The sequence below is a fragment of the Bacillus sp. S71 genome, from assembly GCF_016625265.1.
GTDB classification, from domain to species: domain Bacteria; phylum Bacillota; class Bacilli; order Bacillales; family Bacillaceae_G; genus Bacillus_A; species Bacillus_A cereus.
In genome coordinates, this window is the sequence record NZ_JACVUW010000002.1 from 545,168 (window position 1) to 568,134 (window position 22,967).

A 22,967-nucleotide genomic window follows, 5' to 3' on the forward strand; every position below is an offset into this window, starting at 1 on the left:
AAATGGCAGTTAAAATTCGTTTAAAACGTATGGGAGCTAAAAAAACTCCTTTCTATCGTGTAGTTGTTGCAGATTCTCGTTCTCCTCGTGACGGACGTTTCATTGAGGAAATCGGAACTTACAATCCAGTTGCTCAACCAGCTGAAGTTAAGATCAACGAAGAAGCAGCATTAAAATGGTTAGGAAATGGTGCTAAACCATCTGATACAGTTCGTAACTTATTCTCTAACCAAGGTATCATGGAGAAATTCCACTTATCTAAACAAGGTAAGTAATTGAGGCAATGACTATGAAGAAGTTAGTCGAGACGATTGTCAAGCCTCTTGTCGATCATCCTGAAGATGTAAAAGTTACACAGGAACTTTACAACGGAGAGATAAAGTATCGATTAACTGTACATCCTGAGGATGTTGGAAAAGTCATTGGAAAGCAAGGGAGAGTTGCGAAAGCGATTCGGATGCTCTTGTATTCAGTGGGACATCATAATGATGAAAAAGTAACACTGGAAATTCAATAAACGTAAAAAGGGCGAGGAGTTATTCCTCTCCCTTTTTTAACATTTAAATAGAGATTGCATGTTCCATCTATGAAATGGAGATGCTTAATTTATATAGAAACCAGGGGTGACATACTATTTATGACAAAATGGTTTAACGTAGGGAAAATTGTAAATACTCATGGCGTAAGAGGAGAAATCCGTGTTATTTCTCGTACTGATTTTCCAGAAGAGCGATATAAAGTAGGAAACACACTATACATATCGAATGAGAAAGACACAGACTACCTTCCGGTGAAGGTAACTTCTCATCGCCAACATAAGACATTCGATTTATTAACATTTGAAGGATATAACAATGTAGATGAAGTAGAGAAGTTTAAAGGTTCTTTAATAAAAGTACCAGAAGAGCAGTTAGGCGAACTTGCTGAAGGTGAATACTACTATCACGAAATTATTGGTTGCAGCGTTGTAACGGAAGAAGGAGAAGCGCTAGGGACAATCAAAGAAATTCTCTCTCCTGGTGCAAATGATGTTTGGGTGATTAAACGTCCGAAGGGTCAAGATCTTTTAATTCCTTATATTGATGACGTTGTACTTCAAGTTAATATTGAAAATAAATTAGTAACCATTCATGTAATGGAAGGGTTGCTATAATGAAAATTGATATTTTAACGTTGTTCCCAGACATGTTTACCGGTGTATTTGGATCTTCTATATTAAAGAAGGCGCAAGAAAAAGAAGCGGTAAACCTTCGTGTTGTTAACTTTCGTGATTATACAACAAGTAAGCATAATAGCGTAGACGATTATCCTTACGGCGGAGGAGCTGGTATGGTGCTTACTCCTCAGCCTATTTTTGATGCTGTAGAAGATTTGACGAAAGAGACAGAGCGTAAGCCGAGAGTTGTCTTAATGTGTCCGCAGGGCGAAAGATTTACGCAGAAGAAAGCGGAAGAGCTTGCAGAGGAAGAACATTTGATCTTTGTATGTGGGCATTATGAAGGGTATGACGAACGAATTCGTGAGCATCTCGTAACGGATGAGATTTCTATTGGTGATTATGTATTAACGGGCGGAGAATTAGCTTCTATGGTTATTACTGATAGTGTTGTACGTCTCTTGCCAGGCGTGCTAGGAAATCATGCTTCACAAGTGGAGGATTCGTTTAGTACAGGTTTATTAGAGCATCCTCATTATACACGTCCGGCTGATTTTCGTGGTATGAAGGTACCGGATGTATTAATGTCAGGGAATCATAAAAATATTGACGAATGGCGACATAAGGAATCTTTGCGCCGTACGTATACGCGTAGACCTGATTTGTTAGATGATAGAGATCTATCTAAACAAGAGAAAAAATGGCTTGAGGAAATAAAGCGAGAGCAGTAATAACTTCATATATTTGCTATTGCAACAGGCCTAGTAATATGCTATTATAACATTTGTGCTACTGAAATCAGTAGCCGTATTAACGATGTTCCGCTGTAATTTATTAAGACTTTATAAGAGCATCTGTTTAAAGGAGAGAATTTAATATGCAACAATTAATCGCAGAAATTACAAAAGGCCAATTAAAAACTGACCTTCCTTCATTCCGTCCTGGTGACACTTTACGTGTACACGTAAAAGTTGTTGAGGGAACTCGTGAAAGAATTCAGCTTTTCGAAGGTGTTGTAATTAAACGTCGTGGTGGCGGAATTAGTGAAACATTCACAGTTCGTAAGATTTCTTACGGTGTAGGTGTTGAGCGTACATTCCCAGTTCACACGCCAAGAATCGCGAAAATCGAAGTACTTCGCCGTGGTAAAGTACGTCGTGCTAAGTTATACTACTTACGTAACCTTCGCGGTAAAAAAGCACGTATTAAAGAAATTCGATAAGACATGTATGGGAGCTTGTAAATGCACAAGCTCCCTTTTTCCAATCTATATGAAATTTTGGTATAATACGAACAGCTTACATAACCGTGGAGGGGAAATGCATGAAAAAAGAGAAGAGTTCACTTTGGGAATGGATTAAAGCAATTTTGATTGCTGTTGTATTAGCTGGTGTTATTAGACAGTTTTTCTTTGCTCCAATTCTCGTAGACGGGGTATCGATGGCACCTACTTTACATGATCGTGATCGAATGATTGTGAATAAAATTGGTTATCACATTGGAGATCCAAAACGCTTTGATATTATCGTATTTCGAGCAACAGAAGATAAAGATTACATTAAGCGCATTATAGGCCTGCCAGGCGATGAAATAGAGTATCGTAATGATAAACTGTATGTTAACGGAAAGGCTTATGAGGAGCCGTATTTAGACAAGCAGAAAAAGCAAATTGCTGACGGACCGCTTACATATGATTTTAATCTTGAAGAAATGACAGGCAAGAAAACTGTTCCAAAAGATCAATTATTTGTTTTAGGTGATAATCGTCGTTTTAGTAAAGATAGCCGTTCAATCGGTACGATTTCAAAGGATCAAGTAATTGGTAAAGCCAATATGTTATATTGGCCGTTAGAAGACGCACGTATTGTGAAATAAATGAAAAAGAAGGTGGCAACATGGTAATTCAATGGTTTCCAGGGCATATGGCGAAGGCTAGACGCCAAGTAACGGAGAAATTAAAATTAATTGATGTTGTAATTGAGCTTGTAGATGCTCGATTACCATTATCATCTCGAAACCCAATGATTGATGAAATCATTACACATAAGCCGAGGCTTGTTGTTTTAAATAAAGCGGATATGGCAGATGATCGTTTAACAAAACAATGGATCGCATATTTTAAAGAAAAAGGCCATATGGCAATTTCGATTAACGCGCAAGCTGGACAAGGTATGAAAGAAATTGCAGCAGCTTGTAAAGTGCTTGTTAAAGAAAAATTTGATAAAATGGTTGCAAAAGGTATTAGACCGAGAGCGATTCGCGCATTAATTGTAGGTATACCAAATGTTGGTAAATCTACATTAATTAATAAATTGGCAAAGAAAAATATTGCTAAAACAGGAGATCGTCCAGGTGTGACAACAGCCCAACAATGGATTAAAGTTGGGAAGGAAATGGAATTGTTAGATACGCCAGGTATTCTGTGGCCTAAATTTGAAGATCAATTAGTGGGTCTTCGCTTAGCGACGACGGGTGCAATTAAAGATTCAATTTTAAATTTACAAGATGTAGCTGTTTACGCATTACGTTTTATGGAGAAACATTATCCAGAACGCTTGAAAGAACGCTACAATTTAAATGAGATTCCAGAAGATATTGTGGAATTATTCGATGCGATTGGAAAAAATAGAGGCTGCTTAATGGGCGGCGGAATGATTGATTATGATAAGACATCTGAGCTTGTACTTCGTGAGCTTCGTGGTGGCAAACTTGGAAAAATGACGTTTGAAACACCGGAAGAGTTTGCAGAGCAAGTAGAAGATGTGGAAAAAATAGAAGAAGTATAAGACGTGCGTTTGTGCGTCTTTTCTTTTTGGATACGTTTAAAAAGGAGCTTGTATAAATGCAAACAATGACGATAAAAGAAGCGGAAAATGTATTGAAAGAAATTATGAATGAAGAAGATGATCGCTTTCAACTGTTAATGAAAGATGAGCGAAAAGGCGTTCAAAAGCTCGTTTTGAAGTGGTATAAACAAAAAGAGTTAGAACAGAAAGAAAAAGAGAAGTTTTTTGAAATGTCCAAGTATGAAAATGCTTTGCGTGAAAAAGGGGTCACATATATCGCGGGTATTGATGAAGTAGGGCGCGGGCCATTGGCTGGGCCTGTTGTGACGGCAGCTGTCGTTCTTCCTGAGGATTTTTATATTCCAGGGTTAAATGACTCAAAAAAGCTGAGTGAAGCGAAACGTGAGCGTTTTTATGATGAAATAAAAGTACAAGCGATTGCAATTGGAGTTGGAATTGTATCACCGCAAGTTATTGATGAAATTAATATTTACCAAGCAACGAAACAAGCAATGTTAGATGCTGTTGCAAATTTATCTTATACACCCCAACATTTATTAATTGATGCGATGAAGCTTCCCACACCAATTCCGCAAACTTCAATTATTAAAGGTGATGCGAAAAGTGTTTCGATTTCAGCTGCATCCATTATCGCAAAAGTAACGAGAGATCGTATGATGAAAGAACTGGGAGAGAAGTATCCTGAATACGGATTTGAGCAACATATGGGATATGGCACAAAGCAACATTTAGATGCAATTGAAGTGCATGGAGTATTAGAGGAACACCGAAAGTCATTCGCGCCAATTAAAGATATGATTCAAAAATAAGCTGTAAATATACAGCTTATTTTTTATTTTGGCATATAAACATTACTATTTCCGAAAAAGAATAAAGCGATTTCAGTTTTCTGACACTTTATTGTAGACAGCGTGCCAATCATCTTATACAATGGCAATGTAATGTTTTTTAAACATTAAAAAACTTTTCGAGTAAAACAGGAAAACAGGGGAGGATGGGACCATGAATATCCATGAGTACCAAGGTAAGGCAGTCCTTAGAAGCTATGGGGTTAGCGTTCCGAACGGGAAGGTTGCATTTACAGTAGAAGAAGCTGTAGAAGCAGCGAAAGAATTAGGAACAGATGTATGTGTAGTGAAAGCACAAATTCACGCTGGTGGACGCGGCAAAGCTGGCGGAGTAAAAGTTGCAAAAAATTTAGATGAAGTTCGTACATATGCAGAAAGCATTTTAGGAACTACACTTGTGACACATCAAACAGGTCCTGAAGGTAAGGAAGTAAAACGCTTACTTATCGAAGAAGGTTGCGATATTAAAAAAGAATATTATGTAGGTCTAGTTTTAGATCGTGCAACTTCTCAAGTTGTTTTAATGGCTTCTGAAGAAGGCGGAACAGAAATTGAAGAAGTAGCAGAAAAAACACCTGAAAAAATCTTTAAAGAATATATTGATCCGGCAGTAGGCTTACAAGGTTTCCAAGCGCGCCGAATTGCATTTAACATCAATATTCCAAAAGAGCTTGTAGGACAAGCTGTGAAGTTTATGATGGGCTTATACCGTGCGTTTATTGAAAAAGATTGCTCTATCGCTGAGATTAACCCACTTGTTACAACAGGTGAAGGTAAAGTTATGGCACTAGATGCAAAATTAAACTTTGATTCTAATGCGTTATATCGCCATAAAGACATTTTAGAGCTTCGTGATCTTGACGAAGAAGATGCAAAAGAAATTGAAGCTTCAAAATACGACTTAAACTACATTCCTTTAGATGGAAATATCGGTTGTATGGTTAATGGTGCAGGTTTAGCGATGGCTACAATGGATATCATTAAACATTACCACGGTGACCCAGCTAACTTCTTAGATGTTGGTGGCGGTGCAACTGCTGAAAAAGTTACAGAAGCATTCAAAATTATCCTTTCTGACAAAAATGTAAAAGGTATCTTCGTTAACATTTTTGGTGGCATTATGAAGTGTGATGTTATTGCAGAAGGTGTTATTGAAGCAACGAAACAGGTAGGTCTTGAGTTACCTTTAGTTGTACGTCTTGAAGGTACAAACGTAGAACTAGGTAAGAAAATTTTAAATGAGTCTGGCTTAAATATTGTTGCAGCAGAATCTATGGCAGACGGTGCACAAAAAATTGTTTCACTAGTGGGCTAATAGAAAGCGGGGGAGAAAAATGAGCGTATTAGTTAATAAAGATACAAAAGTTATTGTTCAAGGTATTACAGGTTCTCAAGGTTTATTCCATACAAAACAAATGATTGAATACGGTACGAAAATTGTCGGTGGTGTAACGCCAGGTAAAGGTGGCACTGATATTGAAGGTGTACCAGTATTTGATACTGTAGAAGATGCAGTGAAAGCAACAGGCGCAAACGCTTCAGTTGTATACGTTCCACCCGCTTTTGCGGCTGATGCAATTATGGAAGCAGTTGATGCAGAAATTGATTTAGTAGTATGTATTACTGAAGGAATTCCTGTATTAGATATGGTAAACGTAAAGAGATATATGGCTGGTAAACATACACGTTTACTTGGACCAAACTGCCCAGGTGTTATCACGCCTGATGAATGTAAAATCGGTATTATGCCAGGATACATTCATAAAAAAGGTCATGTAGGTATCGTATCGCGCTCTGGTACTTTAACGTATGAAGCTGTACACCAGTTAACACAAGAGGGTATTGGACAATCTACTGCTGTAGGTATCGGCGGGGACCCTGTTAACGGTACAGACTTTATTGATGCGTTAAAAGCATTTAATGAAGATGAAGAAACACATGCTGTAATTATGATTGGTGAAATCGGCGGTACAGCAGAAGAAGAGGCAGCTGAATGGGTAAAAGCTAATATGACAAAACCTGTTGTAGGCTTCATTGGTGGTCAAACAGCGCCTGCTGGCAAACGTATGGGCCATGCTGGTGCAATCATTTCTGGCGGTAAAGGAACTGCTGCTGAAAAGATTAAAACAATGGAAGCTTGTGGCATTAAAGTAGCTGAAACTCCAGCAGTTATGGGAGAAACGCTAATCTCTGTTTTAAAAGAAAAAGGTTTATTTGAGACTTGCAAAAACTATTAATCTGTTGAAAGACACCCTCTTACTTGAGGGTGTCTTTTTACACTTTTTCTGTTTACATAATAAAAATTATGGGTAAGGAGAATTGAGATGAAAAGAGAGCGATTATTACATCTTCATTACTTGCTAGCAGATTATTGGAAAGCGATGGAGAGGCTACTATATGTCGATCCAGAATTAAAGAACATATATACTTTTAACGAAAAACAAATGGAATACTACACTGGAATATCCTCGAAAAAATCTTCAGAACTAGTGAAATTTCTTCAAAGTTCAAATCTTCCGCAATATATATCTTATTTAGAGAAAAATCGTATTTTTTATATAACGATATGGGATGAAAATTATCCGCAATTATTACGTGAAATACAAGATCCTCCCTTCGTTTTATATGGAAAAGGAGAAAAAGATTTTCTCAATAAAGTAAATAAATTAGCAGTTGTTGGAACGAGAGAACCATCATTATATGGTCATGAGAGTTTGAAGTTTATTTTACACCCTTTATTAGAAAGAGAGTGGCTTATTGTCAGTGGGTTTGCAAAAGGGATAGATACAATGTCTCATGAGATTACAGTAAGGCATCATTGCCCGACTATTGCGATATTAGGGCACGGATTGTCGTTTATGTATCCGAAAGAAAATAGACATTTATATGAAATGTGGAAGGAATATATATTGTTATTGACAGAGTATCCTCCGCACTATGCACCGAAAAAATGGTATTTTCCAAAAAGGAACCGGATTGTTAGTGGTATAAGTAAAGGTGTTTTAGTTGTAGAAGCCAAATCGAGAAGTGGAACACTTATTACTGCAGACCTTGCGTTAGAGCAAAATAGAGAGGTGTTTGCGCTTCCTGGACCTATATTTATAGAGGGGGCATCGGGAACGAATCATCTTATTCAACAAGGAGCAAAATTAGTAAGAAATGCAGAAGATATCTTGGAGGAGATTTTAAATTAACCTTATATTTTTAAATTTTTATTAAACAATTATTGACAAATGGTAGATTGGCACTGTATGGTATATTCATTCTTGATTGACAAAAACAAGAGAAATCAATAAGATTAATGAAGACTTGAATCCACCTCTTAAGGAGGCACTAGCATGTCAGATTACCTCGTAATCGTGGAGTCGCCTTCTAAGGCGAAGACCATTGAGAAATATTTAGGGAAAAAATACAAAGTTGTCGCGTCTATGGGACATGTTCGCGATTTGCCAAAAAGTCAAATGGGGATAGAAGTAAAGAACAACTTCACCCCGAAGTATATTACCATTCGTGGTAAAGGTCCCGTCTTAAAGGATTTAAAATCAGCGGCGAAAAAAGCAAAGAAAGTTTATCTCGCGGCCGATCCAGACCGCGAAGGGGAAGCGATTGCTTGGCATTTAGCGAATACGTTAAATGTGGACGTTGAATCAGATTGTCGGGTTGTGTTTAATGAGATTACGAAAGATGCAATCAAAGAATCATTTAAACATCCTCGCGCAATTAATATGGATTTAGTAGATGCACAACAAGCAAGACGCATACTTGATCGTCTTGTTGGTTACAATATTAGTCCTTTATTATGGAAGAAAGTAAAAAAAGGATTAAGTGCAGGGCGTGTACAATCTGTAGCAGTTCGTTTAATCATCGAACGTGAAAAGGAAATTCAAAGCTTTGAACCTGAAGAATTCTGGACAATTAAAACAGAATTTGTAAAAGGAAAAGACACATTTGAAGCAAGTTTTTACGGTGTAGATGGTGAAAAAGTTCAATTAACGAATGAAACGCAAGTGAATGAAATAATTGAACAGATGAAAGACAATGCGTTTTCAGTTGAAAATGTAACGCGCAAAGAGCGAAAACGTAATCCTGCATTACCGTTTACAACATCTTCCTTGCAACAAGAAGCAGCACGTAAGTTAAATATGCGAGCAAAGAAAACGATGATGCTTGCACAGCAATTGTATGAAGGGATAGATCTTGGAAAACAAGGAACTGTAGGTCTTATTACGTATATGAGAACTGATTCAACACGTATCTCAGAAACAGCTCAAACAGAGGCACGTACTTACATCACTGAAGCGTATGGTACGGAATACATAGGAACAGAAAAGAAGAAAGAATCGAAAAAGTCAAATGCACAAGATGCACATGAGGCAATTCGTCCTACTTCGGTAATGAGAAAGCCAGAGGAACTGAAAAGTTTCTTAAGTCGTGATCAACTTCGATTATATAAATTGATTTGGGAGCGATTTGTTGCAAGTCAAATGGCGTCTGCTATAATGGATACTGTGACAGCGAGACTCATTAATAACAATGTTCAGTTCCGTGCAAGTGGATCGGTTGTAAAGTTCCCAGGATTTATGAAAGTGTATGTAGAGTCGAAAGATGATGGTGCGGAAGAAAAGGATAAGATGTTGCCGCCTTTAGAAGTAGGGGAAACTGTATTTTCAAAGGATTTAGAACCGAAGCAACATTTTACACAACCTCCTCCGCGCTATACAGAGGCCCGTCTAGTAAGAACACTTGAAGAACTTGGAATTGGAAGACCGTCGACTTATGTACCTACACTTGAAACGATTCAAAAACGTGGATATGTAGGTTTGGATAATAAACGCTTCGTTCCGACTGAACTTGGTGAAATAGTAATTGAACTTATTTTAGAGTTTTTCCCAGAAATTATTAACATTGAATTTACTGCCAATATGGAGCAAAGCCTTGATGAAGTAGAAGAAGGAAATGCCAATTGGGTAAAAATTGTTGATGATTTCTACGTAGGATTTGAACCGCGCTTAGAAAAAGCGGAAAAAGAAATGCGTGAAGTGGAAATTAAAGATGAGCCAGCTGGGGAAGACTGTGAATTATGCGGACATCCAATGGTCTTTAAAATGGGTAAATACGGGAAGTTTATGGCTTGTTCGAATTTCCCTGATTGTCGTAATACAAAAGCGATTGTGAAAGAAATCGGTGTAACTTGTCCGAAATGTGAAGAAGGACAAATTATTGAGCGTCGCAGTAACAAAAAGAAACGTCTTTTCTATGGATGCGGTACGTATCCAGAGTGTGACTTTGTATCTTGGGATAAGCCGATTGGTCGTAAATGTCCGAAGTGTGAAGGCATGCTTGTAGAGAAAAAGTTAAAAAAAGGCGTGCAAGTACAATGTATTTCGTGCGATTATGAAGAAGAACAACAAATGTGAGCGTAACTGCTCACATTTTTTTCGGGAAGAAAAGGAAAGGTGATATAAATGACAACACAAGTAGTAAACGTCATTGGCGCAGGTCTTGCAGGAAGTGAAGCAGCTTACCAAATTGCAAAACGTGGTGTCCAAGTTAGATTATATGAAATGAGGCCGGTAAGGCAAACACCAGCTCATCACACAGATAAATTTGCTGAATTAGTATGTAGTAACTCACTTCGTGCAAACACTTTAACAAATGCAGTTGGAGTTATTAAAGAGGAAATGCGTTTAATGGATTCTGTAATTATTCGTGCGGCAGACGAGTGCTCTGTACCAGCTGGAGGTGCTTTAGCTGTAGACCGTCATGAGTTCGCAGCTAAAGTAACAGAATACGTAAAAAACCATCCGAATGTAACTGTAGTGAACGAAGAGCTTACTGAAATTCCAGAAGGACCAACAATTATTGCAACAGGTCCACTTACATCTCCTGATCTTGCTGCACAATTAAAAGAACTAACAGGTGAAGATTATTTTTATTTCTACGATGCGGCAGCACCAATCGTAGAAAAAGACAGCATTGACATGAATAAAGTATATTTAAAATCGCGTTATGACAAAGGTGAAGCTGCATATTTAAATTGCCCAATGACAGAAGAAGAGTTTGACCGTTTTTATGAGGCTTTAATTGCTGCTGAGACAGTGCCTTTAAAAGAGTTTGAAAAAGAAATTTTCTTTGAAGGTTGTATGCCAGTAGAAGTTATGGCAAGTAGAGGGAGACAGACGCTAGTATTTGGACCTATGAAACCTGTTGGATTGGAAGATCCAAAAACAGGAAAAACGCCATATGCTGTTGTTCAGTTGCGTCAAGATGATGCAGCGGGAACTTTATACAATATCGTAGGTTTCCAAACGCATTTAAAATGGGGACCACAAAAAGAAGTGCTACAGTTAATTCCGGGACTGGAAAATGCAGAGATTGTACGTTATGGTGTAATGCATCGTAATACGTTTATTAATTCACCTAATTTGCTTCGTCCAACATATCAATATAAACAACGTGATGATTTATTCTTCGCTGGTCAAATGACTGGAGTAGAGGGATATGTTGAATCAGCAGCATCAGGATTATTAGCGGGAATTAATGCTGCACGTCTTGTGCAAGGTGAAGAGCCGGTTGTACTACCGTCAGTAACTGCAATGGGTAGCATGGCAAATTACATTACGGCAACGAATGCTAAAAACTTCCAACCGATGAATGCGAACTTCGGTCTATTTGCACCGTTAGAGAAAAAGATCAAAAAGAAAGCGGAACGAAATGAAGCATACGCAACACGCGCTTTAGAAACAATTCAAAATTTTGTAAATATTTAGTTAAATTTCTTGCAAAGGCTACTAAGTTGTGATACGATTTAGTAGCCTTTATTGAGGTGAGTTGTGTGAATGTGAAGAAATTGTTACAATTATTCGTTGGATATTTACAAATTGAAAGAAATTATTCAAAATATACAATTGCAAGTTATCAAAATGATTTAGAACATTTTGTGCAATTTATGGAGCGAGAAGGCATATCCTCTTTTTTAGACGTTACATACGCGGATGTTCGTTTGTACTTAACGACGTTGCACGATGAAAAGTTAGCCCGTAAATCTGTCGCAAGAAAAGTATCAAGCTTACGAAGTTTATATCGTTTTTTGATGCGTGAAGGTTATCGAAAAGATAATCCGTTTGCACTTGCGTCACTCCCCAAAAAAGAATTGTCAATCCCAAAGTTTTTATATGCTGAAGAGTTAGAGGAATTATTTGAAGTTTCTGACATGGGAACACCATTAGGTCAAAGGAATCAAGCTTTATTAGAGTTGATGTATGCGACTGGAATCCGTGTGAGTGAATGTGTCAATTTACAACTTACCGATATTGACTTTGCGGTGGGAACAATTTTAGTAATGGGAAAAGGAAAAAAACAAAGGTATATTCCGTTCGGAAGCTATGCGCAAGATTCTTTAATTACTTATATAGAGAATGGGAGAAAACAGTTAGTTAATAAGACTGACGAAGACTCTCGTATGGTATTTTTAAATGCGAAAGGTACACCGCTAACAAGTCGTGGAGTACGTTATGTTTTAAATGAACTCATTAAAAAGGCGTCACTGACAATGCGGATAAGTCCCCATATGTTAAGGCATACATTTGCTACACACATGTTAGATGAAGGGGCGGATTTACGTACTGTACAGGAGCTATTAGGTCATGAGAATTTGTCGACTACACAAATTTATACGCATGTCTCTAAAGAAAGATTGCGTTCTGTTTACATGAAGCATCACCCGCGGGCATAAATTGCTTTAAAAGCTATAAAAACAAATAAAGGAGTTTTTTCTATGGGGAATTTCCACGCTACAACGATATTTGCAGTTCATCATAATGGAGAATGTGCAATGGCTGGAGATGGTCAGGTGACAATGGGAAATGCTGTTGTAATGAAACATACAGCTCGTAAAGTTCGCAGACTTTTCCAAGGTAAAGTTTTAGCTGGTTTTGCAGGTTCAGTTGCTGATGCATTTACTCTTTTTGAAATGTTTGAAGGGAAATTAGAAGAGTATAATGGCAACTTGCAGCGTGCTGCTGTTGAAATGGCAAAACAATGGCGTGGCGATAAAATGTTACGTCAACTAGAAGCGATGCTCATTGTCATGGATAAAACAACTATGCTTCTTGTTTCAGGTACAGGAGAAGTGATTGAACCGGATGATGGTATTTTAGCAATTGGATCTGGTGGAAATTATGCGCTTTCTGCAGGTCGTGCTTTAAAGCAATATGCAAGTGAACACTTAACAGCGAAACAAATTGCGAAAGCGAGTTTAGAGATTGCTGGTGATATTTGTGTTTATACGAATCACAACATAATTGTTGAAGAATTGTAGAATCGTAAGGGAGGCATTTTATATGCATTTACATTTTACTCCGCGCCAAATTGTGGAAAAATTAGATCAATATATCATCGGTCAAAAAGACGCAAAGAAAGCGGTTGCTGTAGCGTTGAGAAATCGATACCGTCGCAGTAAATTAGCTGAAAATTTACGTGATGAAATAGCACCTAAAAACATTTTGATGATTGGACCGACAGGTGTTGGGAAAACAGAGGTAGCACGACGAATGGCGAAACTCGTTGGAGCACCTTTTATTAAGGTTGAGGCTACAAAATTCACAGAAGTTGGATATGTGGGTAGAGATGTAGAGTCGATGGTACGTGACCTTGTGGAAACATCGGTTCGTATCGTAAAAGAAGAAATGGTAGTGAAAGTTCAAGATAAAGCAGAAGAGCAAGCGAATCAACGTCTTGTTGAAATTTTAGTACCGAGTCCAGAGAAGCAATCTGGATTTAAAAATCCATTAGAGATGCTTTTTGGGGGCGCTCAAAATTCGAGTCAAACGTCTGATACACAAGAAGATGGTGAAATCGAAAAGAAACGTCAAGATGTGGAGAGAAAGCTTGCTGCAGGGCTTCTTGAAGAAGAGATTGTATCGATTGAAGTGACTGAGCAACAGTCGTCAATGTTTGATATGTTACAAGGAACTGGCATGGAGCAAATGGGAATGAATTTCCAAGATGCGTTAGGGAGTTTTATGCCGAAAAAAACAAAAAAACGTAAACTTTCTGTAAAAGAAGCAAGAAAACTCTTGACAAATGAAGAGGCACAGCGCTTAATTGATATGGATGAAGTTACACAAGAGGCTGTTTATCGTGCTGAACAGCTCGGGATTATTTTTATCGATGAAATTGACAAAATTGCTGGTAAGCAGTCGAATAGCGTAGATGTATCACGTGAAGGTGTGCAACGTGACATTTTGCCAATTGTAGAAGGGTCGAATGTTGCGACAAAATACGGATCAGTAAAAACGGATTATATTTTATTCGTTGCAGCTGGAGCGTTCCATATGTCTAAACCGTCGGATTTAATTCCGGAATTGCAAGGGAGATTTCCGATTCGAGTAGAATTAACAAAATTATCGACAGACGATTTTGTTAAAATATTAATCGAGCCTGACAATGCGTTAATTAAACAATATATGGCATTATTAGCGACTGAAGGTATAGAAATTGAATTTTCAGACGAAGCTATTCGTAAGATTGCTGAGATTGCTTATCAAGTTAATCAGGATACAGATAATATTGGAGCAAGAAGACTTCATACGATTATGGAGAAGCTCCTTGAAGATTTATCGTTTGAAGCATCTGAAATTACGTTAGAGAAAATAACGATAACCCCTCAATACGTTGAGGAGAAATTAGCAACAATTGCTAAAAATAAAGATGTGAGCCAGTTTATTTTGTAATAGTGTCATCAGGTGACTCGCCCTAGTTTCCAAGTGATGAAAAAATATGTGAGTAACATGTAGGAGGAACTTTTGAAATGGAATTATTAGCAAAAACAAGAAAATTAAATGCGTTATTACAGAGCGCAGCAGGGAAGCCTGTAAACTTTAGAGAAATGTCTGACACAATGTGTGAAGTAATCGAAGCAAACGTATTCGTAGTTAGTCGTCGTGGTAAATTACTAGGTTATGCAATTCACCAACAAATCGAAAACGAACGCATGAAGCAAATGCTTGCAGAACGTCAATTCCCAGAAGAATATACACAAAGCTTATTCAACATTACAGAAACATCTTCAAACTTAGATGTGAACAGTGCTTACACAGCATTCCCGGTAGAAAACAGAGAATTATTTGGTCAAGGTTTAACTACAATCGTACCGATCGTTGGTGGTGGTGAGCGTCTAGGTACATTAGTATTAGCTCGTCTTGGTCAAGAGTTCTTAGATGACGATTTAATCCTTGCTGAGTACAGCTCAACTGTTGTAGGCATGGAAATCTTACGTGAAAAAGCAGAAGAAATCGAAGAGGAAGCACGTAGTAAAGCTGTTGTTCAAATGGCGATCAGCTCATTATCTTACAGTGAGTTAGAAGCAATTGAGCATATCTTCGAAGAATTAAATGGAACAGAAGGTTTACTTGTTGCAAGTAAAATTGCTGATCGTGTAGGAATTACTCGTTCTGTAATCGTAAATGCACTACGTAAATTAGAAAGTGCTGGTGTAATTGAGTCTCGCTCTTTAGGTATGAAAGGAACATACATTAAAGTGCTAAACGACAAGTTTCTACAGGAACTTGCTAAATTAAAAACAAACTAATTTATAAAAAACTCTCCTCGATCGAGGAGAGTTTTTTTGTGCAATGGATTGATGGCGCTTGTGAAAAGTGCCATAAGCGTGTTTTCTGGGAAAACTATTAATTGTGTTTTACTTTTTTGCTTAAAAGAAATGAAGGTTGGTAATACTAGAATTCGAGTATGAACAAAGAAAGTTTTACATTGTTCGCATTTTCGACTTGATTGTAATATTTCAGTATGATATAGTAAGCAGTGGTGTCAGTACAAAGTACACACGTTTACTGATTTAAGTGTTGGTGCTACGTTTGTAGTTTCGCTTAGAGATGAAGTAAACGGAGGATATCAAAAACCATTTAGGAGGAACTATATTATGTCAGTAATTTCTATGAAGCAATTGCTTGAAGCTGGTGTTCATTTCGGACATCAAACTCGTCGTTGGAACCCAAAAATGAAGCGTTACATTTTCACAGAGCGTAACGGTATCTACATCATCGACTTACAAAAAACTGTGAAAAAAGTTGAGGAAGCTTACAGAACGATGCGCGACATCGCTGCTGAAGGTGGAGACATCTTATTCGTAGGTACTAAAAAACAAGCACAAGAAGCTATTAAAGAAGAAGCAACTCGTGCTGGTATGTACTTCGTTAACCAACGTTGGTTAGGTGGAACTTTAACAAACTTCCAAACAATCCAAAAGCGTATCAAGCGTCTTAAAGACATCGAAAGAATGCAAGAAGATGGTACTTTCGAAGTACTTCCTAAGAAAGAAGTTGTTCAACTTAAAAAAGAGTTAGAGCGTCTTGAGAAATTCTTAGGCGGTATTAAAGATATGAAAGGTCTTCCAAGTGCATTATTCGTAGTAGACCCTCGTAAAGAGCGTATTGCAGTTGCTGAAGCACGCAAATTACACATTCCAATCATCGGTATCGTTGATACAAACTGTGATCCAGACGAAATCGATCACGTTATCCCAGCAAACGATGATGCAATTCGTGCTGTAAAACTTCTTACATCTAAAATGGCAGACGCGATCCTTGAAGCAAAACAAGGTGAAGAAACTGTTACTGCGTAACAAAGTTGGAAAGGTGATAAGGGGTTCGGCCTTTTATCACCTTTTTTAAGGTATAAACACCTTTATAAAAGGTATAAATACATATTTTAGGAGGATGAAAAATATGGCAATCACTGCTCAAATGGTAAAAGAATTACGCGAAAAAACTGGCGCAGGTATGATGGACTGCAAAAAAGCTTTAACAGAAACTAACGGCGACATGGAGAAGGCAATTGACTTCTTACGCGAAAAAGGTATTGCGAAAGCTGCTAAAAAAGCAGACCGCATTGCTGCTGAAGGTTTAACTTTCATCGAAACAAACGGTAACGACGCTTTAATCTTAGAATTAAACTCTGAAACTGATTTCGTTGCGAAAAACGAAGGTTTCCAAGCACTAATTAAAGAATTAGCTGCTCACTTATTAACTAACAAACCAGCTAACGTTGAAGAAGCTATGGCTCAAACAATGGAAAACGGTAAAAACGTTGAAGAGCACATCAACGAAGCAATCGCTAAAATTGGTGAAAAACTTACACTTCGTCGTTTCGAAATCGTATCAAAAACTGATGCAGATGCATTCGGCGCTTACCTACACATGGGTGGACGCATTGGTGTATTAACAGTTCTTGAAGGTTCTACTGATGAAGCTGCTGCTAAAGATGTTGCAATGCACATTGCTGCAGTTAACCCTAAATACATCGACCGCGATGCTGTAACAGCTGAAGAAGTTGAGCATGAGCGTCAAGTATTAACACAACAAGCATTAAACGAAGGCAAGCCTGAAAAAATCGTTGCAAAAATGGTTGAAGGCCGTCTAGGCAAATTCTTCGAAGAGATTTGCTTACTTGACCAAGCATTCGTTAAAAACCCTGATATGAAAGTTCGTCAGTTCGTTGAGTCTAAAGGCGGAACATTAAAAGGATTCGTTCGCTACGCTGTTGGTGAAGGTATCGAAAAACGCGAAGACAACTTTGCTGAAGAAGTAATGAACCAAGTAAAAGGTAGTAACTAATACAGATTAGGGAACACATTGTGTTCCCTTTTTTAAAATAAAGATGTAAGCAATTGGAGGTTCATTATGAGTAAACCGAAATATAATCGTGTCGTTTTAAAGCTAAGTGGAGAAGCTTTAGCTGGAGAGCAAGGATTTGGAATTAATCCAACTGTTATTAAGTCAGTTGCAGAACAAGTAAAAGAAATTGCAGAACTTGATGTAGAGGTTGCTGTTGTTGTTGGTGGCGGTAACATTTGGCGTGGGAAAATTGGAAGTGAAATGGGCATGGATCGTGCAGGAGCAGATTACATGGGCATGTTAGCTACAGTTATGAATTCATTAGCTCTTCAAGATAGCTTGGAGAATATTGGAATCCAAACTCGTGTACAAACTTCAATTGAGATGCGTCAAGTGGCAGAGCCTTACATTCGCCGTAAAGCAGTTCGTCACTTAGAGAAAAAACGTGTTGTTATCTTTGCAGCAGGTACAGGTAATCCATACTTCTCTACAGATACAACAGCAGCATTACGTGCAGCGGAAATCGAAGCAGACGTTATTTTAATGGCAAAAAATAATGTGGATGGCGTATATAGCGCAGATCCATCTATTGACCCAACAGCTACGAAATACGAAACGCTTACTTACTTAGATGTATTAAAAGAAGGTTTAGGTGTAATGGATTCTACAGCTTCTTCTCTATGTATGGATAATGATATTCCATTAATTGTATTCTCAGTTATGGAAAAAGGTAATATTAAACGTGCCGTTTTAGGCGAAAATATTGGAACAGTTGTAAGGGGGAAATAAATATGGGACAACAAGTATTGAAGTCTTCAAATGAAAAAATGGAAAAAGCAGTTGCTGCTTATTCTCGTGAATTAGCAACAGTTCGCGCTGGTCGTGCAAGCTCGTCTGTATTAGATAAGGTACAAGTTGATTACTATGGTGCACCAACACCAGTTGTGCAATTAGCGAACATTACAGTTCCAGAAGCACGTTTACTTGTAATTCAACCTTATGATAAAACTTCTATCGGTGATATCGAAAAAGCAATTTTAAAAGCAGATTTAGGCTTAAACCCTTCTAATGATGGAACTGTAATTCGTATTGCATTCCCTGCATTAACAGAAGAGCGTCGTCGTGATCTTGTTAAAGTTGTGAAAAAATATGCTGAAGAAGCAAAAGTAGCTGTTCGTAACGTACGTCGTGACGGAAATGATGATCTTAAGAAGCTTGAAAAAGCTGGCGAGATTACAGAAGATGATTTAAGAGGATATACTGAAGATATCCAAAAAGAAACAGATAAATATATTGCAAAAGTTGACGAAATCGCAAAAAACAAAGAAAAAGAAATCATGGAAGTGTAATAGCGATAACTTCGCAAATATGACCCTCTTCTTAAGGGGGTCTTTTTACACTTTTAGGCATACGTCTGCTTGTTGGAGGGTATGAATGATGTTTAAAAACTTTCCTTTTTTTAAAGGTAAAAAGGACACATCGTTTGATCATCTCGTTGAAGAAGTGAAAAAAGGATATATCCCAGAACATATTGCCATCATTATGGATGGGAATGGAAGATGGGCAAAGAGGAGAGCAATGCCTCGTATTGCGGGACATCATGAAGGTATGCAAGTTGTAAAGAAAATTACAAAATTTGCAAGTAAACTTAATGTGAAAGTGTTAACTCTTTATGCTTTTTCAACTGAGAACTGGAAAAGACCGAAAAAGGAAGTTGATTATTTAATGAAGCTTCCAGAAGAATTTCTAGGTACATTTTTACCAGAATTGATTGAAGAAAACGTACAAGTCCGAGTAATAGGGCAAAAAGATCGTCTTCCTACGCATACACGCAGAGCGATGGAGAAAGCCATGGAAGATACGAAAGAGAATACGGGATTAATTCTTAATTTCGCGTTAAACTATGGAAGTCGAGATGAAATCGTTTCTGCTGTGCAATATATGATGAAAGATAATGAGGAAGGAAAAATTCGTTCTGAAGAGGTAAGTGAAGAAATGCTTTCCTCCTACTTAATGACGAGTTCTTTACCCGATCCAGAGTTGTTAATCCGAACAAGCGGAGAGCTACGTATTAGTAATTTCATGTTATGGCAAATTGCATATTCGGAGTTTTGGTTTACAGATGTGTATTGGCCAGACTTCAAAGAAGAACATTTGCTAAATGCGATTACTGACTTTCAACATAGAGGGCGCAGATTCGGAGGCGTGTAGAAAGAGAGGGTTTGGTAGTGAAACAGAGAATTATTACTGGAGTGGTTGCTGCCGCGCTATTCATTCCCATCGTAATATACGGTGGCGTGCCTTTTACGGTTTTAGTGTATGCACTTGCTTCTATAGGTTTATATGAATTAATTCGTATGAATAAGCTTACGCTTATTTCAGTACCGACAGTTTTAGCTGCAGTATTATTGTGGATTCTTTTAATTCCAAGTAGTGCATCAGAACTGTTTACATGGATTGGATTAGGTAAATTGGAAATCACATTTGTGATTGTTTTATTACTTTTATCATATACAGTCCTTTCTAAGAATACATTTACTTTTGATAATGCTTCATTTTTACTAATGGCAACGACATATGTGGCAATGGGATTCTTATATTTAAATGAAACGAGAATATTAGGAATTAAATATGTGTTTTGTGCATTATTTGTTATATGGGCTACTGATTCAGGCGCATATTTCGTAGGAAAAGCATTGGGCAAGAGAAAATTGTGGCCAGAAATTAGTCCAAATAAAACGATTGAAGGTTCATTAGGCGGCATCGTTTGTGGAATTATTGTGGCACTTGTTTACAACGTGTTCTTCCCAGTCGAATCGAATGTAGTAATTTTAATTGTGCTGACAATTATCATTTCTATTTTTGGACAAATTGGTGATTTAGTACAATCTGCTTTTAAACGTCATTATGGCGTAAAGGATTCAGGTACAATTTTACCTGGGCATGGTGGTATATTAGATCGAACAGATAGTTGGTTATTCGTTTTACCAATTCTCTACTTCTTATTACAATACAATTAATAAATGAACGAGGGGTTGGAGTCATGAAAAACATTAGTTTATTAGGTGCAAGCGGATCAATTGGTACACAAACTTTAGATGTATTACGCTCGCACCCAGACCAATTCCGTCTCGTTGCTTTTTCTGTAGGGAAAAATATTGACTACGCAGTAAAGGTAATTCAAGAATTTTCTCCGCAAATCGTCTCTGTGCAAAGAGAGGAAGATGTTTTAAAATTACAAACTGTTTCTGGTAATACAAAAATTGTATATGGTAGTGAAGGACTTTTAGAAGTAGCATTACATCCAGATGCGGAGATTGTAGTAAATGCTGTTGTAGGTAGCGTAGGGTTGTTACCGACACTTCGTGCGATTGAGGCGAAAAAAACAATTGGAATTGCAAATAAAGAAACGTTAGTAACTGCAGGACATCTTGTAATGGAAGCAGCGCGAAAACATAATGTTTCGTTACTTCCAGTAGATAGTGAACATTCGGCTATTTTTCAATGCTTGAATGGTGAAAATGAAAAAAGAATTTCTCGTCTTATTATAACGGCTTCTGGTGGAAGTTTCCGTGATAAAACGAGAGATGAATTGCATCATGTGACCGTAGAAGATGCGCTTCGACATCCAAACTGGTCAATGGGTTCGAAAATTACAATTGATTCTGCTACAATGATGAATAAGGGACTAGAAGTAATTGAAGCACATTGGCTTTTTGGTATCCCTTATGAGCAAATCGATGTTGTTTTACATAAAGAAAGTATTATCCATTCTATGGTTGAATTTGAAGATCGTAGTGTAATGGCGCAGCTTGGTTCACCTGATATGCGAGTACCAATTCAATACGCACTTACATATCCTGATAGATTGCCTCTTTCAGACACAAAACAGTTAAACTTATGGGAAATAGGGACGTTGCATTTTGAGAAAATGGACCAAGAACGATTCCGTTGTTTACGTTTTGCGTATGAAGCTGGAAAATCAGGTGGAAGTATGCCAGCTGTAATGAACGCAGCGAATGAAGTAGCTGTTGAAGCTTTTTTACAAAAGAGAATTGGTTTCTTAACAGTGGAAGACCTCATTGAAAAAGCAATGAACCATCACAATGTCATTGCACGTCCGAGCTTAGAGGAAATTCTGGAAATTGATGCAGCCACAAGACGGTTTGTGATGGAACAAATTTAGCAAAGGTGGTTATGGAATTGAATACAGCGATTGCCTTTATATTAATTTTCGGTGCACTCGTATTTTTCCATGAGCTAGGGCATCTATACTTCGCGAAAAGAGCAGGCATTTTATGCCGCGAGTTTGCGATTGGTTTTGGTCCGAAAATATTCTCATTTGAAAAGAATGAAACGGTGTATACGATTCGATTACTGCCTCTGGGTGGCTATGTAAGAATGGCTGGCGAGGATGCAGACACAGTTGAGTTAAAGCCAGGGAAAAAGGTTGGCCTTGTGCTAAATGAAAAAGACGAAGCTGTGAAATTAGTTTTTGATGGATATGAAAAATATCCAAATGTTCGTGTTATTGAAGTCGAACAAGCTGATTTAGAGCATAATCTAACGATTTCAGGCTATGAAGAGTATGAGGAAGAGCTTCAAACATTCCGAGTGAATGAAAAGGCTCGCATCATTACTGCTGGAGAAGAAATTCAAATTGCTCCATATAACAGGCAATTTGGCTCTAAAAAATTGGGTCAACGCGCTTTAACAATCTTTGCGGGTCCAGCAATGAACTTCATTTTAGCATTTGTTATTTTTGTGATTCTTGGATTTGTACAAGGGGTTCCTATTGACAAACCAATGGTCGGAAAAGTGATGGATAATAGTGCAGCACAGCAAGCTGGCCTGAAAGAGAATGATACAATTCAAGCGATTGATGGGAAAAACACAAGTACATGGAAAGATGTTGTTACTATTGTACGTGAAAACCCGAATAAAGAAATTACGTTACAAGTAAAGCGTGATAATGAACAGTTTAATGTGAAAGTAACGCCAACACTTGATAAAGAAGGAAAAGACGAAGTTGGTAGAATTGGTGTTTATTCTCCTGTAGAGAAAACAGTAATGGGTTCTATTAAATCAGGATTTGAACAAACGTACCAATGGACGAAACTAATTTTTGAATCTCTTGTGAAATTAGTAACTGGTCAATTTTCTATTAATGAGTTGTCAGGTCCAGTAGGAATTTATAATCTAACAGATCAAGTTGTAGATTATGGATTTACGCGTGTACTAAGTTTAGCGGCAGTTCTAAGCATTAATCTTGGTTTATTTAATTTATTACCAGTTCCTGCTTTAGATGGTGGCCGTTTATTCTTCTTCTTAATTGAAGCGTTACGAGGGAAACCAATTGACCGTCAAAAAGAAGGAATGGTTCATTTTATTGGTTTTGCATTATTAATGTTATTAATGTTAGTTGTAACATGGAATGACATTCGTAAGTTTTTCTTGTAAAATAGAATGAAACTAATAATGAAATAGAGCTCGTAGAATAAAATCCCTCACCTAATTCGAGGTG

25 protein-coding genes are annotated in these 22,967 nt (G+C 37.6%); all 25 read left to right on the forward strand.

Translation table 11 applies throughout. From position 1 onward, the window contains the following. Positions 1-2: 2 nt before the first annotated feature. The gene (gene rpsP, locus IBT51_RS06350) at positions 3-275 is read left to right on the forward strand and encodes a 30S ribosomal protein S16 (protein ID WP_000268750.1); all 273 of its coding nucleotides are present in this window, start codon (positions 3-5) and stop codon (positions 273-275) included. Positions 276-289: 14 nt separating this feature from the next. Continuing rightward, entirely contained in the window at positions 290-517 is a 228-nt protein-coding gene (locus IBT51_RS06355; RefSeq protein ID WP_000737399.1) for a KH domain-containing protein, read from the forward strand. A 120-nt stretch (positions 518-637) separates the two neighbouring features. Then, complete coding sequence (gene rimM, locus IBT51_RS06360) at positions 638-1,153, forward strand: ribosome maturation factor RimM (protein WP_000170272.1); 516 nt, start codon at positions 638-640, stop codon at positions 1,151-1,153. Next, positions 1,153-1,887 carry a tRNA (guanosine(37)-N1)-methyltransferase TrmD gene (gene trmD, locus IBT51_RS06365; RefSeq protein WP_000686899.1) on the forward strand — a complete coding sequence of 245 codons (735 nt, stop codon included), beginning with the start codon at positions 1,153-1,155 and terminating at the stop codon, positions 1,885-1,887. Before rimM ends, trmD begins: the two co-directional genes overlap by 1 nt. A gap of 146 nt (positions 1,888-2,033) precedes the next feature. After that, a complete protein-coding gene (gene rplS, locus IBT51_RS06370; protein ID WP_001186516.1) occupies positions 2,034-2,378 on the forward strand; it encodes a 50S ribosomal protein L19 in 345 nt (114 codons plus the stop codon). A gap of 101 nt (positions 2,379-2,479) precedes the next feature. After that, positions 2,480-3,031: a signal peptidase I gene (gene lepB, locus IBT51_RS06375; RefSeq protein ID WP_000711852.1), complete on the forward strand. Its 552-nt coding sequence runs from the start codon at positions 2,480-2,482 to the stop codon at positions 3,029-3,031. 20 nt (positions 3,032-3,051) lie between these two features. Further along, positions 3,052-3,942 carry a ribosome biogenesis GTPase YlqF gene (ylqF, locus tag IBT51_RS06380; RefSeq protein ID WP_000236702.1) on the forward strand — a complete coding sequence of 297 codons (891 nt, stop codon included), beginning with the start codon at positions 3,052-3,054 and terminating at the stop codon, positions 3,940-3,942. A 56-nt stretch (positions 3,943-3,998) separates the two neighbouring features. Continuing rightward, positions 3,999-4,772 carry a ribonuclease HII gene (locus IBT51_RS06385; RefSeq protein WP_200458033.1) on the forward strand — a complete coding sequence of 258 codons (774 nt, stop codon included), beginning with the start codon at positions 3,999-4,001 and terminating at the stop codon, positions 4,770-4,772. Between the two features lie 193 nt (positions 4,773-4,965). After that, positions 4,966-6,126 (forward strand): ADP-forming succinate--CoA ligase subunit beta, encoded by a 1,161-nt coding sequence (gene sucC / locus IBT51_RS06390; protein ID WP_001020790.1) that lies wholly within the window; start codon positions 4,966-4,968, stop codon positions 6,124-6,126. 19 nt (positions 6,127-6,145) lie between these two features. Beyond that, on the forward strand, positions 6,146-7,048 hold the full coding sequence (gene sucD / locus IBT51_RS06395) for a succinate--CoA ligase subunit alpha (RefSeq protein ID WP_000115178.1): 903 nt from the start codon (positions 6,146-6,148) through the stop codon (positions 7,046-7,048). Between the two features lie 87 nt (positions 7,049-7,135). Then, a complete protein-coding gene (gene dprA, locus IBT51_RS06400; protein ID WP_000818046.1) occupies positions 7,136-8,005 on the forward strand; it encodes a DNA-processing protein DprA in 870 nt (289 codons plus the stop codon). A gap of 144 nt (positions 8,006-8,149) precedes the next feature. Beyond that, positions 8,150-10,228, forward strand: a complete 2,079-nt coding sequence (topA, locus tag IBT51_RS06405; protein ID WP_001286955.1) for a type I DNA topoisomerase — start codon at positions 8,150-8,152, stop codon at positions 10,226-10,228. A 48-nt stretch (positions 10,229-10,276) separates the two neighbouring features. Then, complete coding sequence (gene trmFO / locus IBT51_RS06410; protein ID WP_000213006.1) at positions 10,277-11,581, forward strand: FADH(2)-oxidizing methylenetetrahydrofolate--tRNA-(uracil(54)-C(5))-methyltransferase TrmFO; 1,305 nt, start codon at positions 10,277-10,279, stop codon at positions 11,579-11,581. Between the two features lie 65 nt (positions 11,582-11,646). Then, a complete protein-coding gene (gene xerC / locus IBT51_RS06415) occupies positions 11,647-12,546 on the forward strand; it encodes a tyrosine recombinase XerC (RefSeq protein ID WP_053563759.1) in 900 nt (299 codons plus the stop codon). 42 nt (positions 12,547-12,588) lie between these two features. Continuing rightward, a complete protein-coding gene (gene hslV, locus IBT51_RS06420) occupies positions 12,589-13,131 on the forward strand; it encodes an ATP-dependent protease proteolytic subunit HslV (RefSeq protein ID WP_000526274.1) in 543 nt (180 codons plus the stop codon). Between the two features lie 22 nt (positions 13,132-13,153). After that, positions 13,154-14,545 carry an ATP-dependent protease ATPase subunit HslU gene (gene hslU, locus IBT51_RS06425; protein WP_000550085.1) on the forward strand — a complete coding sequence of 464 codons (1,392 nt, stop codon included), beginning with the start codon at positions 13,154-13,156 and terminating at the stop codon, positions 14,543-14,545. A gap of 77 nt (positions 14,546-14,622) precedes the next feature. Then, positions 14,623-15,402 carry a GTP-sensing pleiotropic transcriptional regulator CodY gene (codY, locus tag IBT51_RS06430; protein ID WP_000421290.1) on the forward strand — a complete coding sequence of 260 codons (780 nt, stop codon included), beginning with the start codon at positions 14,623-14,625 and terminating at the stop codon, positions 15,400-15,402. A gap of 348 nt (positions 15,403-15,750) precedes the next feature. Further along, a complete protein-coding gene (gene rpsB / locus IBT51_RS06435) occupies positions 15,751-16,452 on the forward strand; it encodes a 30S ribosomal protein S2 (RefSeq protein WP_000111485.1) in 702 nt (233 codons plus the stop codon). Between the two features lie 103 nt (positions 16,453-16,555). Beyond that, a complete protein-coding gene (gene tsf, locus IBT51_RS06440) occupies positions 16,556-17,443 on the forward strand; it encodes a translation elongation factor Ts (protein WP_001018577.1) in 888 nt (295 codons plus the stop codon). A 66-nt stretch (positions 17,444-17,509) separates the two neighbouring features. After that, positions 17,510-18,232: a UMP kinase gene (pyrH, locus tag IBT51_RS06445; protein WP_000042669.1), complete on the forward strand. Its 723-nt coding sequence runs from the start codon at positions 17,510-17,512 to the stop codon at positions 18,230-18,232. A 2-nt stretch (positions 18,233-18,234) separates the two neighbouring features. Next, the gene (gene frr / locus IBT51_RS06450) at positions 18,235-18,792 is read left to right on the forward strand and encodes a ribosome recycling factor (protein ID WP_000531505.1); all 558 of its coding nucleotides are present in this window, start codon (positions 18,235-18,237) and stop codon (positions 18,790-18,792) included. An 85-nt stretch (positions 18,793-18,877) separates the two neighbouring features. Beyond that, the gene (uppS, locus tag IBT51_RS06455) at positions 18,878-19,654 is read left to right on the forward strand and encodes an isoprenyl transferase (protein WP_000971297.1); all 777 of its coding nucleotides are present in this window, start codon (positions 18,878-18,880) and stop codon (positions 19,652-19,654) included. 17 nt (positions 19,655-19,671) lie between these two features. Continuing rightward, positions 19,672-20,463, forward strand: a complete 792-nt coding sequence (cdsA, locus tag IBT51_RS06460) for a phosphatidate cytidylyltransferase (RefSeq protein WP_000813592.1) — start codon at positions 19,672-19,674, stop codon at positions 20,461-20,463. 23 nt (positions 20,464-20,486) lie between these two features. After that, complete coding sequence (gene dxr, locus IBT51_RS06465; RefSeq protein ID WP_088024022.1) at positions 20,487-21,629, forward strand: 1-deoxy-D-xylulose-5-phosphate reductoisomerase; 1,143 nt, start codon at positions 20,487-20,489, stop codon at positions 21,627-21,629. Between the two features lie 17 nt (positions 21,630-21,646). Next, positions 21,647-22,903, forward strand: coding sequence for an RIP metalloprotease RseP (rseP, locus tag IBT51_RS06470; protein WP_001090233.1), 1,257 nt, complete (start codon positions 21,647-21,649; stop codon positions 22,901-22,903). Positions 22,904-22,967: the final 64 nt, after the last annotated feature.

Excerpts from the sequence above, each read along its gene's own strand:
- trmD (WP_000686899.1), top strand. The coding sequence starts at position 1,153 with ATGAAAATTGATATTTTAACGTTGTTCCCAGACATGTTTACCGGTGTA.
- dxr (WP_088024022.1), top strand. The coding sequence starts at position 20,487 with ATGAAAAACATTAGTTTATTAGGTGCAAGCGGATCAATTGGTACACAA.
- pyrH (WP_000042669.1), top strand. The coding sequence starts at position 17,510 with ATGAGTAAACCGAAATATAATCGTGTCGTTTTAAAGCTAAGTGGAGAA.
- rplS (WP_001186516.1), top strand. The coding sequence starts at position 2,034 with ATGCAACAATTAATCGCAGAAATTACAAAAGGCCAATTAAAAACTGAC.
- codY (WP_000421290.1), top strand. The coding sequence starts at position 14,623 with ATGGAATTATTAGCAAAAACAAGAAAATTAAATGCGTTATTACAGAGC.
- sucD (WP_000115178.1), top strand. The coding sequence starts at position 6,146 with ATGAGCGTATTAGTTAATAAAGATACAAAAGTTATTGTTCAAGGTATT.
- lepB (WP_000711852.1), top strand. The coding sequence starts at position 2,480 with ATGAAAAAAGAGAAGAGTTCACTTTGGGAATGGATTAAAGCAATTTTG.
- IBT51_RS06385 (WP_200458033.1), top strand. The coding sequence starts at position 3,999 with ATGCAAACAATGACGATAAAAGAAGCGGAAAATGTATTGAAAGAAATT.
- rpsP (WP_000268750.1), top strand. The coding sequence starts at position 3 with ATGGCAGTTAAAATTCGTTTAAAACGTATGGGAGCTAAAAAAACTCCT.
- rpsB (WP_000111485.1), top strand. The coding sequence starts at position 15,751 with ATGTCAGTAATTTCTATGAAGCAATTGCTTGAAGCTGGTGTTCATTTC.
- rimM (WP_000170272.1), top strand. The coding sequence starts at position 638 with ATGACAAAATGGTTTAACGTAGGGAAAATTGTAAATACTCATGGCGTA.
- uppS (WP_000971297.1), top strand. The coding sequence starts at position 18,878 with ATGATGTTTAAAAACTTTCCTTTTTTTAAAGGTAAAAAGGACACATCG.
- topA (WP_001286955.1), top strand. The coding sequence starts at position 8,150 with ATGTCAGATTACCTCGTAATCGTGGAGTCGCCTTCTAAGGCGAAGACC.
- dprA (WP_000818046.1), top strand. The coding sequence starts at position 7,136 with ATGAAAAGAGAGCGATTATTACATCTTCATTACTTGCTAGCAGATTAT.
- hslV (WP_000526274.1), top strand. The coding sequence starts at position 12,589 with ATGGGGAATTTCCACGCTACAACGATATTTGCAGTTCATCATAATGGA.
- hslU (WP_000550085.1), top strand. The coding sequence starts at position 13,154 with ATGCATTTACATTTTACTCCGCGCCAAATTGTGGAAAAATTAGATCAA.
- sucC (WP_001020790.1), top strand. The coding sequence starts at position 4,966 with ATGAATATCCATGAGTACCAAGGTAAGGCAGTCCTTAGAAGCTATGGG.
- frr (WP_000531505.1), top strand. The coding sequence starts at position 18,235 with ATGGGACAACAAGTATTGAAGTCTTCAAATGAAAAAATGGAAAAAGCA.
- IBT51_RS06355 (WP_000737399.1), top strand. The coding sequence starts at position 290 with ATGAAGAAGTTAGTCGAGACGATTGTCAAGCCTCTTGTCGATCATCCT.
- ylqF (WP_000236702.1), top strand. The coding sequence starts at position 3,052 with ATGGTAATTCAATGGTTTCCAGGGCATATGGCGAAGGCTAGACGCCAA.
- trmFO (WP_000213006.1), top strand. The coding sequence starts at position 10,277 with ATGACAACACAAGTAGTAAACGTCATTGGCGCAGGTCTTGCAGGAAGT.
- tsf (WP_001018577.1), top strand. The coding sequence starts at position 16,556 with ATGGCAATCACTGCTCAAATGGTAAAAGAATTACGCGAAAAAACTGGC.